Source organism: Pedococcus bigeumensis (assembly GCF_006438965.1).
Lineage (GTDB): Bacteria > Actinomycetota > Actinomycetes > Actinomycetales > Dermatophilaceae > Pedococcus > Pedococcus bigeumensis_A.
Genome location: NZ_RCZM01000003.1, coordinates 328249 through 344156, shown reverse-complemented (window position 1 = coordinate 344156; position 15908 = coordinate 328249). Strand labels below are relative to the sequence as shown.

Below are 15908 nucleotides of genomic sequence, written 5' to 3'. Positions count from 1 at the left end.
CCCGACCCCTGCCTCAGCGAACGCGGACCGGACCCGCGAGCACGCCCGGGTGGACGGCGTCGCAGGTGGGCGCCACGGCATACACCGTCTGCCCTGTGTCGCTGCTCACGAGGGCGATCACGGCGGGCGCCCCGTCGAGGGTCGCGAGGTCGCCCCGGACTGGCATCCAGGCCTCCACGCCGATGGCGCTGAGGCACGCACGGAGCCCGTTGGGGGTCTCGGCGGCACCTCGCCGTGCCTTCGGAGCCGCCACCGCGCCGTCCTGGGCGGTGGTGAGCTTGCTGCCGGCCTGGGTGGCGAGCGCAGCGGCCGTGTATGCCGTGCCGCTGGCTTCCAGCGCCACCGCACCCGGGGAGCTCCTGACCCGCTGGCCGCCAGCGGTGGTCGTGGGGGTGCGTGGTGCCTCCCCTGCAGCCGCGCCAGGGACGGAACTGGTGTCGGTGCGGCTCTCGACACTCGCACCACTGGCGCTGTCCGCCGACTGGCTGCCACCGAAGGAAGCCAGGAGGTCGCCCGGACCGGTGCCGGTGAGCAGGGCGGGGAGGCCGATGCCGAGGACGGCCGCCGCAGCGGCGGCCACCCCGACGTGCTGCCAGCCCCAGCGCCGAGGACGCAGGGGGACGACGACGGCGTCCTCGCGCGCCGACTGCTCGGCGGCGATCGAGGCGTTGATCCGGGCGACGAGGTCGGCCGGCATGGGTCCGGGGTCCGGGAGGGAGGCGAGCAGGTCGCGGATGCCGGTGGGGTCGTGCTCGGGGGCGCCCTTGTCCGCAGGGGGCACGGGTGGGGTGCTCACCACGAGAACCTCCAGACGTCGGGGACCAGATTTCGGGACGCGCGAATGTCGGTGCGGACACGACAGGGGCGACATGTGTACGACGTCATGGCTGCCCCGATGGTTCCCTGAGCAGCTCTGCCATGGCGTCACGACCGCGGCTGCACCGCGACTTCACGGTGCCCTCTGCCACCTCGAGAACGGCGGCCGCCTCGGCCACGGACAAGCCGTGCATGTCGACCAGGATCAGGGCCATCCGCTGCCCCTCGGGCAACCGGTCGAGGGCCTCGCGGACGTCGAGGCGGGTGTCGACCGAGCCCTCGGCGTCACGCTTGTCGGACAGCTCGTACTCGGGGAGCTCGCTGGTCGGCTTGTCGCGGCGCAACCGGTCGAGGCAGGCGTTGACGACGATGCGGTGCAGCCACGTGGTGACCGCCGCGTCCCCACGGTAGGACTCGGCGCGCCGGAAGGCCGAGATGAAGGCGTCCTGCACGCAGTCCGAGGCCAGCTCGCGGTTGCGCGTCGTCCGCAGCGCCACCGCCCACATCCGGTCGCGGTGCCGGCGGAACAGCTCCCCGAAGGCATCCGGGTCGCCGGCGACGTGGGCGCGCAGCAGGTCCCGGTCGTCGCGCTCGCGCAGCGGGAGAGTGCTCATGCGTATGCCGCCCTGTCGCCGCGCCCGGCTCAGCTGACCGTGACTTCGGCCAACGTGGCGCGGAACCGGCCGTCGCTGACCTGGGTCACGCTGGTGAACCAGACGAAGACGTACTGACCCTTGACCGGGGCGGGAGCCTTGAGCGTGATGTCGCCGGACTTGCCCTTCGAGGACCCGACCTGCTTCGCGTTGTCGAGGCTGGTGCGGTCGTCGCCGACGTAGACCGTCACGTCGGAGGCGTTGGGCAGCACCAGCTTGACCGTGGAGACGTTCCGGTCCTGGCCGAGGTCGAGTCGCACGCCGACGCCCTTCTTGAGGCCGCCGAGGTTTGCGCTGGCGTAGCCCTCGGAGCTCCAGAAGGTGTTGTCCTTGCCGTCGAAGACCCGGGGGGCCTCACCGTTGCGTTCGGCACCGTCACCGGCCGGGTCGAAACCGGTGGCGCCCAGGACAGCGAAGGTGCTGCCTCCGGAGTCGTCCGGCTGCGTCGGGGTGACGGTGACGGCCGGAGCGGTGACCTTGACGGTGCCCTTGGGCGCGGGGGCGTCGCCCAGGCCGAGGTTGGTGTTGGAGCCGATCTTGGACATGCCCAGGTAGCCGAAGAAGATGGCCACGATGAGGAACACCGCCACGATCGCCAGGACGATCTTGGACTGGTCGCGGGTGGGTGCCAGGCCGGTGTCGGCCGGCAGCATCGGCAACGGCGGACCGAGCGGCTCCTGTCCCTCGACCAGGGCCTGGTCGAGGGAGATCCGGCGCTGCTCGTCGCGCTCCTCGACCGCGTGACGCAGCTCGCGCCGCTGGGCGGCCTTGTCGGCAGTAGCGCGGGCGAAGCTGCCGACCCGCTGCGCGGCGGCGCCGGCAGCCTGCCCGGCAGCGTGGCCTGCGGTGCCGAGGGCGGACCCGACCGCGCTCGCAGCCGCCGCTGCCTGCGCGGCCGCAGCCGCCCCGGTGCCGGGCTGGTCGTCCGCTGGCGCGCCGATGGTGGGCGAGCTGGGCGGGTCGAACCGCTGGACGGTCGCACCGGTCGCCCCGGTCGCACCGGTGGCACCGGTGGTGGTCTGGCTCGTGGGTGGGTGGGCGGCGTCGGCTCCAGTGCTGGGGCCGGGACTGTCAGGGCTGCCCACGACCGGAAGCACCCTCGTCTCGATGTCATCGGCTGAGTTGTCCGAGTCATCCGTGGTGCCGTCGGCAGCCTCGTACGGCGCGGCCTGCCCGGCATCGTCGCCCCCATGGGCCCGGTCCGCCTGCGGAGTCGCGGGCGTGGGAGGCGTTGCGACGGGCAGCGGCGCCGGCAGGCCCGCGAGGTCGGCGCGCAGCTGGTCCATCGACAGCGCGATCGTCTTGGTGCTGCCGTCGTCGACCGGGGTGGTTCCGCCCAGTCCACTGACCTGCGACATGGCCCACGGCGCGATCTGGGTGGCGAAGTCGCCCGGCGTGAGCGGTCCCTCGTCCTCGTTGAGGGTGAGCCGGCACAAGGCGTCGAGGTCACCGGGCACGCCGGCGGCGATCTCGGACGGTGCGGGGACACCCCCGACGACGTGCGGCGCGGACTCCAGGCCCGGCACCGAGGTGGCCATCGGCCACCGGCTGGTCAACGCGGCATACGTGAGCGCGACGACGCCGACGGCGTCGAGGCGGGCCGCCTGCGTCGCGTCGAGGTCCTCCTCGGTGGCCATGGCGGCGGTGGTGGCCACGCCGCGCACCTTGATGGTTCCGTCGTGGGCGCGCAGCACCGAGTGCGGGGTGAGGCGGAGGTGGTGCAGGCCGCGGCCGCGCGCGGCCTCGAGGCCGGTGGCCGTCTCGCCGACGATCCGGCGGACCTCCTCGGCCGGCAGCCCGCCCTGTTCGAGGATCTGGGCGAGGGAGTGGGCGTCGTGGATGGCCTCCTCGACGAAGAACGCGACCCCCTCGGAGCGGCCGACGTCCAGCACGCGCACGAGGCGGTGGTTGTCGAGGCCGGCGACTCGGCGGGCGGCGTCGAGGGTGGTGTCCGCGTGCGACTCGTGCTCCGAGAAGCAGACGATGACCACGTCGCGCTCGAGGGTGGTGTCGTGGGCTGACCAGCGTTCGGCCTTCGGCAGCTGCTCGAGCCGACGCTGCACGGCATACCGACCGCCCAGCACCGTCGAAGGGCCTACCCCGTGCACGCTGCCTCCTCAGGTCTCGATGGACGCGCCGCCCTGTGCACCACCACGATGCGGGCTCATCCTAGGGTGTGCCGGCTCAGGACGGGCGGCGCCGCAGGCGGCGCACCAGGGGGTCCAGCAGCTGGCGGACCTCGTCGACGTGCATCACGTGAGCGAGGCCGAGGGCGGCAAGCACGTAGACGCCACCTCCGACAACGAGCTCGAATGCAGCACCGGCCCGGCCGCCCGGCAGTGTTCCCTCCAGCCAGTGCACCAACGGCCAGCTGATGGCTGCCGCGAGGACCGAGGCGACCCCCAGCCGGGCGTAGAGCTGCGCAACCCGTCGCAGCCGCAGCAGGCCGAAGCGGCGCCGGAGCAGGGCGAAGCCGACGAGGGCGGCAACCAAGTTGCTGACGGTCTGGCCGATCCCGACAACCACGCCGGCCCGTCCGGGCTCGACCGTGAACGCCACGAGGTTCACTGCCGTCGCAACCGCCGTGACGACGAGCTGCAGGTAGAACGGGGTCCGGGCGTCCTCGTAGGCGTAGTACACGCGCTGCACCAGGTAGAGCCACCCGAACGGCAACAGACCGACCATCATCGCCATCATCACGTGGGCGACGGCCTGCGTCTGGGCCTCGCTGTTGGCCGCGAACACCAGGTGCACCGCGGTCGGCCCGAACATCAGGGCGGCGACGGTGATGGGCACGAGCAGCACAGCGGGCATCCGCAGACCGCGTCGGAAGTCCGAGACGACCTCGTCCGGGCGCCCGGCGTGCGCAGCGCTCGACATCCGCGTGAACAGGGCCGTGACGACCGACAGCGTGATCAGCGAGTGCGGCAGCATGAACAACAGGAAGGCGTTCGTGTAGGCGGCCTTGCCCGCCCCGGTCTCGTGGGTCCGCTCGAGGAGCCCCGTGGCGCGGGTGAGGACGCGCGAGGTGACGATGAACCCGAGCTGGCTGATGGCTAGGGCCGCGAAGGTCCACAGGGCTACCCTCGACGCGCTGCCGAGGCCGCTGCCCCGGACACCCCAGACCGGGCGGTACCGGAAACCGCTGCGGTGCAGGGGGATCAGTAGAACGACCGCTTGGGCGATCACCCCGAGCGTGGCAGTCCCGCCGAGGACCCACACCATGGGGTGGGTCCAGGCTGTGACGGCAGGCTGGTGGGGGTAGCCGATCCGCAGGACGACCAGACCGGCGATGGCGACGAGGTTGGCCAGCGCCGGCGCCCACATGTATGCCGCGAACATGCCGCGCGCGTTGAGCACCTGGCCGAACAGGGTGTACAGGCCGTAGAAGAACATCTGGGGGAGGCAGATGAACGCGAAGCCGGTCGCCAGCACGAGGGCGTCATGGTTGTGGGCGTCGGAGAACAACCGAACCAGCCACGGTGCCAAGGCGGTGACCAGGACCGTGGCGCCCGCGACGATGGCCAACGACAGGGTGAGCAACCGGTTGACGAACTCGTCGCCGCCGTCGTCATGGCTGGCCGCCTTGGTGATCTGGGGGACCAGCACGGCGTTGAGGACGCCGCCGGCGAGCAGCAGGTAGAACTGGTTGGGCAGGGTGTTGGCCACGTCGAAGGCGTCGGCTGCCAGGCCAGTCGTCCCGATGACACCGGCCAGCATGGTGGCCCTGACGAAACCGAGCAGGCGGGACGCCGTGGTGCCACCCGCCATGACGGCGCTGGACCGGGCGAGGCTGCGCTCGCCGGAGGGTGCGTCGGTCATGCGGGAGGGGCCTCTCGGGGGAGCGCGGTGCCGCTGCCGGGACGACGGCGGACGGTGCGCACGATACCCAGCAGGAGGATGAGGCCACCCAGCGCGGCCAGCCCCCAGTAGACCCAGTTGCCGGTGGGGGTCACCCGGACCTGGACGTCGGCACCCTGTCCGATGACGGTCCCGTCCGGTGTGGTCAGGGTGGTCCGCAAGGGCACCGACCCGGCGGCGAGCGCGGTGACCCGCACGCTCACGGTGGCCTTGCTCTTGGGTCCGATCCGCAGGATCGGGGGTTGGCTGTCGATCCGCAGGCGTGGGTTGGACGCCTCCACCGTCAGCTTGACGTCCTCGACGGGGACCGCCAGGTCGTTGGTGACGGTGATCTGCAGCCGACCGGAGTCGGCGAGGAAGTTGATCGTGCTGGCCGACACCTTGACTGCGGTCGTGGTCTGCTTGGCGGCCTCGGAGACCCGGCCGCTCAGGGTGTTCCACGCGGTCGGTGCGGCCCGCCACCGGGTGGAGGCAAGCTGCTCGGCCGCCCGGGTCCAGGTGCGCAGGAACTCGTTGCCGTCGTCGCGGATCTGGGCGACTCCACGGACGGTGCGCACGGTCTGCTCCAGCTGCCTGATCCGCGCGCTGGTGAGGACGGCGCGACCGCCGGTCGCCGGGATCGCTGGCCGGGTCACCGGGGCGGCCGGCGTGCCCGCGACCCGGCGTGCCGTGCCCAGGACGGCGTCGGTGGTCGTCGGGGTCAGCCACGGGATGCTGCCGGCTGCGGCGAAGAAGGCCCGTGCGGTGTCCGGGTCGGGGTTGAACGAGCGGGGCGCCGCGACGAACAGGCTGCGCCCCTCGGTGCCGGGCAGCTCGTTGAGCAGCGCGACCGAGTCGGCGACGAACTGCTGGGTGCTGAGCACCCCTTCCGAGGGGGAGGTGGTCCGGGTGAGCAGGGCGCTGAGCGCGTCGTCATAGGCCAGCAGGGGCAGCCCGGTCGTGCTGCGCTGGGCGGCCCCCGGCGTGATGGTCGCTCCGCTCGTGCTGAGCACCGCGGCCGAGGTCACCTGCCCGGCGAGCGTCGGAGCCCGGAAGAGCCGGCGCAGGGCGGTCTCGCGGGTCGCGGTGTAGCCCCCGTCGGCGGGCCAGGCCACGTCGGAGCGACCGCCGAGCTTGGCGGCCACTGCCTGCGAGCGCCCCACGAGGGTGCGCATCAGGGACTGGCCGGTGCTGGCTCCGGCGACCGCCGCGAGGTCGGCGTCGGTGTCGGGCAGCACCCACGGGGTATGCCGCGGGGCCGCCGCGGCGATCCGGCCCTGGGTCGCGGCCCGCATGGCGGTCTCCTGGTCGCCCTGGGTGGACCCGTCACCGATGTCGACTCCTTCGGGGAGCATCCCCGGCGTCAGGCTGGGGTCGATGGCCCAGGTCACCGGCGCGTCCTGGGTGGCATCGAGGATCCGGTTGACCCGGGACCCGTCCGCGAGGGTCTGGGCCCAGGCGGCCTCGCGGCTGGCGCCGCGGCCGCCGAAGAGGGCCGGGTCGGGGTCGAGGGTGAGCGGCACCGCCCAGCTGATCGACATCGGCTGGTACTGCTTGGTCCGCTGGTACCCGGCGAAGGTCCGCACGCTGGTGGTCCCGGTCTGCACGCTCAGCGGGATGGCGCCGTAGGCGGCCCGTCCCAGCGACGCCAGTCGCGGCACCGTGACCGAGAAGGTCGCCGTGTCGCCGGGGGCCACCGAGGTCGGCAGGCGGGTCTGGCCCACGACCTTGCCCTGCGACGGGCCGGTGGCCGCGGCCCAGGCGTGGACGGCCTCGCGGGTGGACCGGAGGAGAGTCCCGGTCGTGGGCATGACGACCGCCACGGTGGGACGGTTCAGCGCGGCGCTGCCGTCGTTGTGCAGCGTGCCGGTGACGACGAGGTCCTGGCCGGCCCTCGCCACGGCAGGCGTGACGCCGGTGAGGGCGAGGTCCACTCCGGCAGCCTCGGCCGGGCTTGCGCTGCCCGTACCGGCCGCCCACGCGGGCAGCACGAGCGCCACCGCGGCGAGCACGCGGCATACGGATGCGCGGTGCATCACCCGTCCCCGGCCAAGCGCGCCCAGGCCTGCCTCGCGATGCGTCGCTCGTTGGGGAAGGTGAGGTGCTCGTGGGCCTCGCGCAGCGGCAACCAGGCAACGTCGATGGCCTCGTGGTCGGGGTCGTTCTCGATGGTGAGGTGACCGCCGGTGGCTTCGAGCAGGTAGTGGTGGACGAACTTGTGCACCCGTCGCTGGTCGGTCGCGAACCAGTAGTCGATGGTGCCGAGCTCGGTGAGGACGCGCCCCTCGATGCCGGTCTCCTCCTCGACCTCGCGGGCGGCGGCCTGCTGGAGGGTCTCGTCGTTCTCCAGGTGTCCCTTGGGCAGGCACCACTCGATGCGTCCGGCGCGGTTGCGGCGCGCGATCACGGCGATCCGGGCGACGCCCTCGTGCACGTCGACGACGATGCCTCCCGCCGAGCGCTCTTCGACCGCGGGCAGCCGGGGCCGGTTGGGCGCCAGCCGTTCGGGGTCGCGAGCGGGGGAGGTCACCGTGCCACTCTAACGAGCGCCTACCCTTGACCTTCGTGTCCTCCGCCGATCCCCGCGAGCCGCAGACCGGCCCTCCCTCCTCGACCCAGGCACCGCAGCTGCCCGAACTCATGCGCCGGGCCACCGCGCACCTCGCGCCGGTCGTGCCGCTGCTGACCGAGCTCGGCGAGCTCTTCGCAGCACAGGGGCACGAGCTGGCCCTGGTGGGTGGCCCCGTGCGCGACGCCTTCCTCGGCCGGACGTCACCGGATCTGGACTTCACGACGAGCGCCACGCCCGACCAGACGCTCGCCATCCTGAAGCCGTGGTCCGACGCGCACTGGGACATCGGACGCGAGTTCGGCACCATCGGCGCGCGCCGCGACGAGCACACGGTCGAGGTGACGAGCTACCGCGCCGACGCCTACGACGGCCAGACCCGCAAGCCCGTGGTCGCGTTCGGCGACAACCTCGAGGACGACCTCGTCCGGCGCGACTTCACCGTCAACGCGATGGCGATGCGGCTGCCGTCGATGGAGTTCGTCGACCCGTATGCCGGGTTGGCCGACCTCGCCGCGAAGCGGCTGCGGACCCCCGGGGCACCCGAGGTGTCGTTCGGTGACGACCCGCTGCGGATGATGCGCGCCTGCCGGTTCGCGGCGCAGCTCGGTGTCGACGTGGCGCCCGAGGTGCGCGAGGCGATGACGGCGATGGCGCCGTCGATCGAGATCGTCTCGGCGGAGCGGGTCCGCGACGAGCTGACCAAGCTGCTGCTGGCGCCCGAGCCGCGGGCCGGGTTGCGGCTGCTCGTGGACTCCGGGCTGGCCGACCACGTGCTGCCCGAGCTCCCCGCGCTCAAGCTCGAGGTCGACGAGCACCACCGGCACAAGGACGTCTACGAGCACTCGCTCACCGTCCTCGACCAGGCGATCGCCCTCGAGGGGCCGGCCGACGGACCGGAGTCCTCGGTGCCAGGCCCGGACCTGGTGCTGCGGCTGGCCGCCCTGCTGCACGACATCGGCAAGCCGGCGACGCGACGGTTCGAGGACGGTGGCGGGGTCTCGTTCCACCACCACGAGATGGTCGGTGCCAAGCTCACCAGCAAGCGGCTCAAGGCGCTGCGCTTCGACAAGGACACGGGCAAGGCGGTGTCCCGCCTGGTCGAGCTGCACCTGCGCTTCCACGGCTACGGCGACGGCGCCTGGACCGACTCGGCGGTGCGCCGCTACGTCAACGACGCAGGACCGCTGCTCCAGCGGCTGCACCGACTGACCCGCTCCGACTCGACCACCCGCAACACCCGCAAGGCCGCCCTCCTGTCGCAGACCTACGACGCCCTGGAGGTCCGGATCGAGGCGCTGATGGCGGCCGAGGAGCTGGCCAAGGTGCGCCCCGAGCTCAACGGGAACGAGATCGCCGACGTCCTGGGCATCAAGCCCGGACCGGTCCTCGGTCGGGCCTACGCCCACCTGCTGGAGGTCCGCCTCGACCGCGGGATGGTGGGCCGCGAGGCCGCCGAGCAGGAGCTGCGCGACTGGTGGGTCACCCAGCCCGAGTCGGCGACCCAGCCGGAGTCCGTGCCGCAGCTGGACTCGTCACCACAGCCCGAACCACAGTCGGAACCCGAGCCGGCGGACCAGTGACGGTCTTCGGCGGCCGGCCGACGCTGCTCGGCCACCGCGGACTGGGCCGGGACACCGTCCAGGGGCTTGTCGAGAACACCGTCGAGTCGATCCTGGCTGCCGCGCGCAGCGGCTTGCGCTGGGTCGAGTTCGACGTCCGTCGTACCGCTGACGACGCGCTCGTGGTCGGCCACTACCCCACCCTCGGCGACGCGCAGTTCCTCGTGGACCTCACCCTGGCGCAGGCCCGGGAGCTGGGTGCGGTCACGTTGTCCGAGGTCCTCGACGGCCTCCCCGACGACATCGGCGTCAACCTCGACCTCAAGTCCGCGATGGAGGACGCCCTGCGTCCCCGGACCGCGACCACCGCCGCCCTGCTCGCCCCCGTCGCCAGGGCCGAGCGGGGACGACGACCCGTCCTGGTCTCGTCCTTCGACCCCGCAGCCCTGCTCGTCGTCGAGGAGGTGGCGCCCGGCATACCCCGGTCGTTGTTGACCTGGATCGGCTTCCCGCTGCGCAAGGCGATCCCCGCCGCTGCGCACCTGGGTGTCGACGCGGTCGCCGCGCACTGGTCCTCGTTCGGTCCCAACCCCGCCGACACGGCCCCCACCTTCCGGTCGGCGAGGTATGCCGTGGGGCTGGCCCACGAGGCCGGCCTCGAGGTGGTGGCGTGGTGTCCGCAGGTCGCCGAGGCGCGGGAGCTGCTGGCGGCCGGGGTCGACGCCGTGGTCGTCGATGACGTGCCTGCGACCCTGGCAGCGTTGCAGGATGTGGCGGATTGAGGCGCGGACGTGAGGTTTTGCCGGTTTGCCCCCGTGTGGGAGCCTTGCCCTGACTGAGTCGACCCAGGGTCGGCGGGTGGGGAGTGCGAGGGGAGTTCTCCCCATTGGTAGCGGTCACCATCCGGCCTAGCCTTCGTCGATGCAGCCCCCGGTTGTCGCAAGGTTCCCCCGAAAGGTCCCGATGCCCACCCTGAAGTATCCGAGCGCGCAGTTCCCCGGCCCGCCGTCGGTCACCGTCGACATCCCCGACGGCTGGTCGCCGGTGCGGGTTCCCGGCACCCTGCTCGCCGCGCGCCGCAACGACACGGGCGGCCGGTTCGCCCCCAACGTGGTGGTCCGCGGCTTCACCCGCTCGGGTGACTTCACCATCGGCCGGGCGCTCGCGGAGCTCAAGGCCTACGTCGAGGACCGCAGCGACGGCGAGATGGACGCACCCTTCACGCTCGAGATCGAGTCGGTCCCCTTCGTGGGGGTCAACGTGTCGTGGACCGACAAGGCGGTCGGTGACGTCGTCCAGGCGCACCTGTTCGCCGGGGCGCGCCGCGGCCAGGTCGTCGACCTGTTGCAGGTGACCGGGTCGGTCGGCGGCGAACAGGTGGACGTCGAGTACGACTCGCTCCAGCAGCTCATGCAGACCGTCCGGATCACCCGGTGAGCACGCCCGAGGCCCCCGCGGCCCCTGGCGGCGGGCTGACCGTCCGGGCCGGTGCGGCCACCGACGTCGGCCGGGTGCGCCAGCACAACGAGGACAGCATCCTCGCCGACCGCACCGTCTTCGTCGTCGCGGACGGCATGGGCGGGCACGCAGCCGGTGAGGTCGCCAGCGGCATCGTCACGGCCACCCTGGGCGAGCTCGCCTCGGCACCGACCCGCCGCCGTGAGGACCTCGTCGACGCCCTGGCCCTGGCCAACCGTCGCATCCTCGAGTCCGTCGCGAAGCACCCCGAGCAGACCGGCATGGGCACCACCGCCGCGGGACTCGCCGTGGTGACGGCCGGCGGCTCCGACCACTGGGCCGTATTCAACGTCGGTGACTCCCGCGTCTACCGGTTCCTGGACGGCCAGCTCCGGCTGGTCACCGTCGACCACTCCGAGGTGCGCGAGCTGATCGACGCAGGGCTGATCACCGAGGAGGAGTCGGCGCGGCACCCGCTGCGCAACGTGGTCACCCGGTCGATGGGCTCCGAGTCCCTGCCGACGCCTGACATCTGGGTCTTCCCGCCGCATGCTGGCGAACGCTTCGTCATCTGCTCCGACGGGTTGTCCAACGAGCTGAGTACCGACCGGATCCGCGAGATCGTCGCCACGCACGACGACCCGCAGGTGTGCGCCGAAGCCCTCGTCTCGGCCGGCGTGGAGTCCGGAGGCCGCGACAACGTGTCGGTCATCGTGGTCGCGCTCGACTCCGGTGACGACGACCTCGACGACATCGACACGGCGCCACGAGGCAGCGCGGCCGCGGCCGGCGGGCCCGGATGACGGCCGTCCCCATCGAGCTGCCCGACGAGCCCGGCTGGTCCACGGTCTCGGCCGGCGGCATCCACGTGCTCGTCCGAGCCGGTGGTGCGCTGGTCGAACGTGTCCACGCGGCCGCGGCCGCGGGCGACCTCGACGAGGTGCTCGACGCCCTCTCCGCGGATGGCGTGCGCGCCACCCCGGACTTCGTTGCGGTGCAGCAGGGTTCGCCGCTGCGCGTGGTCACCCGCGGCAGCGCGTATGCCGTGGGCTCGGGTCCCGAGGGCCTCTCCGAGCTGCGGGCCACCGGGCGCGGCCCCTGGGCCGACCAGGACGCCGACCCGGGCGTCACCGCTGTCGTCCTGCACACCGGTTCGCCCACCACGACCGAAGCGCCGGCGGTCGCACCGGCACCCGCCGTCGACGAGGCGCCGGCAGTCCCGGAGGCAACGACGCCGCCCCAGGCCGAGCCGCAGTCCGGCTCGGGCGCGGGGTGGAAGCTGCCCAGCGTGTTCGGGCGGACCCGCGACCAGGCCCCGCCCGCGGAGGCCGCGGCACCGGCGGGTCAGCCACAGCGGGCCGCCCCGGCCGAGCCGGCCGCCCCGGCCGAGCCCGCCGCGCAGGCCGACGAGGTGGGGGACGTCCAGGACCTGCCGAGCTATGACCACCTGTTCGGCGCCACCCAGCACGACCGCCCGTCCTACATCGAGAAGCACGACACCCAGGGCATCCACGAGCCGCCGATCGGCCACGCCCCCATCGAGTCGGCCGGGGGCTTCGACCCGCGCGACGCCGTCGACCAGCAGGACCCGCACGACCAGCAGCGGCACCCCGACCACACCCTCGCCCCACCGAACGACACCGCGCGGCCGGGCTCGGCGGCCGGGCAGCAGTCGCCGCAGTCCAACCCCGCTGCGCCACCGACAGCCCCGGGGCCGTCGAAGGGCGGCCTGATCGACTCGGTCCCGTGGCGCAGCGGTGGCTCCAACGTGCCCTCACCCGACCCCGCTCCGCGCGTTGCGCCACCCGCGCCCCCGTCGGCAAAGCCGGACCCGGCACCACCTGTCCCGCCGGCCGCGCCGGTCGCGGCGCCGCACGTGTCCATCCCGGGAGCCGTGCCGCTCCCGCCGGCGCCGGCGCCACGCGTCGCGAGCTCGCCTGTGCCTCCTGAGCCGACGCGCGCGGTGGCCACGCCCCCGCCGGCTCCACCTGCTCCGTCCGTGGCACCCGCGGCACCCATTGCGCAGTCACCGGTTGCGGCGCCCGCACCGATGCACCCGGCCGCTCCCGTCACCCCGACCGTCGACGGCGGCGCCGACACCTCGGACGACTCCGACGCCACCGTCGACCGCAGCGCCCTGCTCGCGGGCCGGGCGGCCGCGGTCAGCGGCCCTGCAGTCCTCGCCGTGCTGTGCCCGGCCGGGCACTCCAGCCCGCCCCACTCGGGCGTCTGCCGGTTGTGTGGTCGCGAGATCCCGCCGCAGCAGCCGTTCCAGACGGCCCGGCCGCCGCTGGGCCTGCTCCGGCTCGCGTCCGGCGACGTGGTCCAGCTCGACCGTGGGGTCCTGCTCGGTCGTTCGCCCAAGGTCAACGCCGAGCTGAGCGCGGCCGAGCGCCCCCACCTCGTGCGCGTCGCGTCCGCCCAGAACGACATCTCGCGCAACCACGTCGAGATCGTCCTCGAGGGCTGGCACGTCCTGATCCGCGACCTGGGCTCGACCAACGGCACCACGGTCGCCCTGCCGGGCCAGCACCCGGTCCGGCTGCGGCCCAACGACCAGCAGGTCATCGAGCCGGGCACCGTCATCACCCTCGCCGACGAGGTCAGCCTGACCTACGAGGTCGGCTCATGAGCACCAGCACCCCGCCCGAGATCCCGGGCCTCGTCTACGTCCAGCCGGTCGGCTCGGGCGGCTACGCCGACGTGTTCCTCTACGAGCAGCAGATGCCCCGGATGAACGTCGCGGTCAAGGTGCTCAAGGGTGAGGGCCTCACCCCGGCCATCCGGCGGCAGTTCGCCGACGAGGCCGACACCATGGCCCAGCTTGCCGACCACCCCTACATCGTGCAGGTGTTCCGCGCCGAGACCTCCGCCGACGGCCGGCCCTACCTCGTCATGAAGTACTACCCGCCGCCGAACATGGCGGTGCGGGCCCGGTCCGAGCGGTTCACGGTCGAGGAGGTCCTGCGCATCGGGATCCAGCTGGCCAGTGCCGTCGAGACCGCCCACCGCGCGGGGATCACCCACCGCGACATCAAGCCGGCCAACGTCCTGGTCAGCCAGTACGGCGCCCCCGGGCTCACCGACTTCGGCATCGCCGGCCGGGGTGGGGCCGCTGCCGAGGAGGAGGCCGACGACGTCGGCGTCTCGGTCCCGTGGGCACCGCCCGAGGTGCTGTTCGGGCAGTCCAACGGTGACGCACGTGCCGACGTCTACAGCCTGGCCGCCACCCTGTGGCAGCTGCTGGTCGGCCGGTCCCCGTTCGAGGTCGCCGGTGGCGACAACTCGGCCTACGCCCTGATGCCCCGGATCCGTTCCAACCCGGTGCCGAGCACTGGCCGGGCCGACGTGCCGGTCTCGCTCGAGCGGCTGCTCGGCCAGTCCATGGCCAAGGACGCCAACAACCGCCCGGCCACCGCCCTCGGCTTCGCCCGCGCCCTGCAGGAGATCGAGCAGGAGCAACGATTCCCGCGCACGGCCATCGTCGTCCTCGACGAACAGGGCCAGACGACGCTCGCCGACCAGACGCCCTCACCTGTCGGGGACGAGGACGACCGCACCAGGGTGCGCAGCCCCCAGGCGGTGCGCAGCGCCCAGGCCCTGCCGCAGGCGCGACCCGCACACCCGGCATACCCGGCGGTCAGCGGCTCCACGTCGATCCCTGCAGCCAGACACACCACGGTCACCTCCGCGCACGCCGGCGCCGCCGGGGCCTCGGTCCCCGACGACGTCGCCGAGGAGGGCACGATCCGGGTGGACCGAGCGCGCGCTGGCGGGGTGGCGACCGCACCGGCGCCCGGCGAGGCACCGACGCCGGCGGACGACACGGCGCGGCACGAGATCAGCCCGGCGATGTTGCTGACACTCGTCGGTGTCGTGGTGGCACTGCTCGCGGGCGTCGCGCTCTGGGCGGTGTTCGGCCGCGGCGACGGCGACCCCGTGACGCCGACCGGGAACAAGACGGTGGCCGGCCCCGGCGATGACAGCCCGCTCGACATCCCGGAAGTGCCCACGATCAGTGTGAAGCCGGTCATCGGTGGGGTGGCCTTCTCGTGGAGCTACCCGGGCGCGGAGAAGGGTGACACGTTCCGGTTCCGTTCGGCCGCAACGGTGGAGGCCGTCGCGGATGCCGGGACCTCCCCGCCGCTGCCGACGTCGACCAAGGTCGTCGAGGTCGCCAAGGGCACCCAGGTCTGTGGTGAGGCGCGGGTCGTGCGGGGCGGCCAGCAGACCAACTGGTCAGCGCCGCGCTGCGAGAAGGCGGGCTAGCAATGGGGGACATGACATGGGTGTGACCGTGGACTTCTGTGGTGAGCTGTTCGTGGCCGAGGGGTCCGGGCCGCTGACCATCGGACGCGTGGGCGACGTCGAGATCGACGACAACCCCTACCTGCACCGCAACTTCCTCCAGATCGTCGAGGAGGGCGGCCTGTGGTGGCTGACCAACGTCGGCACCACGCTCACCGCGACCGTGGCCGACAAGAAGGGGCTCTTCCAGGCTTGGCTCAACCCCGGCGCCCGGATCCCGCTCGCCCTCGAGCGGCTCACGGTCTGGTTCACGGCCGGCCCGACGACCTACGACTTCGACATCCTGGTCGACTCGCCGGCCTTCACCTCGACCGGCACCGAGGACATGGTCGAGGACGACGCCACCGGCGACACGACGGTGGGGCGGGTCTCGTTCACGCCGGACCAGAAGCTGCTGATCGTGGCCCTCGCCGAGCCGTTCCTCCGCCGCGGACAGACCGGCGTGGCCCAGATCCCGTCCTCGGCCGACGCCGCGGCGCGGCTGGGCTGGAAGGTCACGAAGTTCAACCGAAAACTGGACAATGTATGCCAGAAGGTGGCAGATGCTGGTACACGTGGTCTGCACGGGGGGCCGGGGAAGCTCGCAAGCAACCGCAAGGCGAGGCTGGTCGAGCACGCACTGTCGACCCGCCTCGTGACCGAGCCTGACCTGGTGCTGCTCGACAGCATCACGGACGGCAACCAAGGGGAGTAGGTAGCAAG

General features: G+C 72.8%; 13 protein-coding genes. 7 read left to right on the top strand and 6 right to left on the bottom strand.

Going from position 1 to position 15908, the window contains the following annotated elements; all coding sequences use genetic code 11:
• Nucleotides 1–13: 13 nt before the first annotated feature.
• From EAH86_RS10000 to EAH86_RS09975, 6 genes are all read right to left on the bottom strand, one after another.
• Nucleotides 14–796 (bottom strand): hypothetical protein, encoded by a 783-nt coding sequence (locus EAH86_RS10000; RefSeq protein WP_140739944.1) that lies wholly within the window; start codon nt 794–796, stop codon nt 14–16.
• An 85-nt stretch (nt 797–881) separates the two neighbouring features.
• Nucleotides 882–1430 (bottom strand): RNA polymerase sigma factor SigM, encoded by a 549-nt coding sequence (sigM, locus tag EAH86_RS09995; protein WP_140739940.1) that lies wholly within the window; start codon nt 1428–1430, stop codon nt 882–884.
• Between the two features lie 29 nt (nt 1431–1459).
• Nucleotides 1460–3577 (bottom strand): hypothetical protein, encoded by a 2118-nt coding sequence (locus EAH86_RS09990; protein ID WP_140739937.1) that lies wholly within the window; start codon nt 3575–3577, stop codon nt 1460–1462.
• Nucleotides 3578–3653: 76 nt separating this feature from the next.
• Nucleotides 3654–5291, bottom strand: coding sequence for a murein biosynthesis integral membrane protein MurJ (gene murJ, locus EAH86_RS09985; protein ID WP_140739934.1), 1638 nt, complete (start codon nt 5289–5291; stop codon nt 3654–3656).
• On the bottom strand, nt 5288–7345 hold the full coding sequence (locus tag EAH86_RS09980) for a DUF6049 family protein (protein ID WP_140739931.1): 2058 nt from the start codon (nt 7343–7345) through the stop codon (nt 5288–5290). Before EAH86_RS09980 ends, murJ begins: the two co-directional genes overlap by 4 nt.
• Complete coding sequence (locus tag EAH86_RS09975) at nt 7345–7839, bottom strand: NUDIX hydrolase (RefSeq protein ID WP_140739928.1); 495 nt, start codon at nt 7837–7839, stop codon at nt 7345–7347. The genes EAH86_RS09980 and EAH86_RS09975 overlap by 1 nt, the downstream gene beginning before the upstream one ends.
• 110 nt (nt 7840–7949) lie before the next feature.
• Here EAH86_RS09975 and EAH86_RS09970 point away from each other — a divergent pair, with 110 nt between their 5' ends.
• The 7 genes from EAH86_RS09970 to EAH86_RS09940 all read left to right on the top strand — a co-directional run bounded on the left by EAH86_RS09970 (nt 7950) and on the right by EAH86_RS09940 (nt 15900).
• A complete protein-coding gene (locus tag EAH86_RS09970) occupies nt 7950–9461 on the top strand; it encodes a CCA tRNA nucleotidyltransferase (protein WP_140740765.1) in 1512 nt (503 codons plus the stop codon).
• Nucleotides 9458–10222: a glycerophosphodiester phosphodiesterase gene (locus tag EAH86_RS09965; RefSeq protein ID WP_140739925.1), complete on the top strand. Its 765-nt coding sequence runs from the start codon at nt 9458–9460 to the stop codon at nt 10220–10222. The genes EAH86_RS09970 and EAH86_RS09965 overlap by 4 nt, the downstream gene beginning before the upstream one ends.
• 181 nt (nt 10223–10403) lie before the next feature.
• Nucleotides 10404–10877 carry a hypothetical protein gene (locus EAH86_RS09960; RefSeq protein ID WP_140739922.1) on the top strand — a complete coding sequence of 158 codons (474 nt, stop codon included), beginning with the start codon at nt 10404–10406 and terminating at the stop codon, nt 10875–10877.
• Nucleotides 10874–11701 (top strand): PP2C family protein-serine/threonine phosphatase, encoded by an 828-nt coding sequence (locus tag EAH86_RS09955; RefSeq protein ID WP_206665794.1) that lies wholly within the window; start codon nt 10874–10876, stop codon nt 11699–11701. The genes EAH86_RS09960 and EAH86_RS09955 overlap by 4 nt, the downstream gene beginning before the upstream one ends.
• Nucleotides 11698–13530, top strand: a complete 1833-nt coding sequence (locus tag EAH86_RS20920; RefSeq protein WP_140739919.1) for an FHA domain-containing protein — start codon at nt 11698–11700, stop codon at nt 13528–13530. Before EAH86_RS09955 ends, EAH86_RS20920 begins: the two co-directional genes overlap by 4 nt.
• Nucleotides 13527–15167, top strand: coding sequence for a serine/threonine-protein kinase (locus tag EAH86_RS09945; protein WP_140739915.1), 1641 nt, complete (start codon nt 13527–13529; stop codon nt 15165–15167). The genes EAH86_RS20920 and EAH86_RS09945 overlap by 4 nt, the downstream gene beginning before the upstream one ends.
• A 16-nt stretch (nt 15168–15183) precedes the next feature.
• Nucleotides 15184–15900, top strand: a complete 717-nt coding sequence (locus EAH86_RS09940; RefSeq protein WP_140739912.1) for a hypothetical protein — start codon at nt 15184–15186, stop codon at nt 15898–15900.
• The last annotated feature ends 8 nt before the right edge of the window (nt 15901–15908 follow it).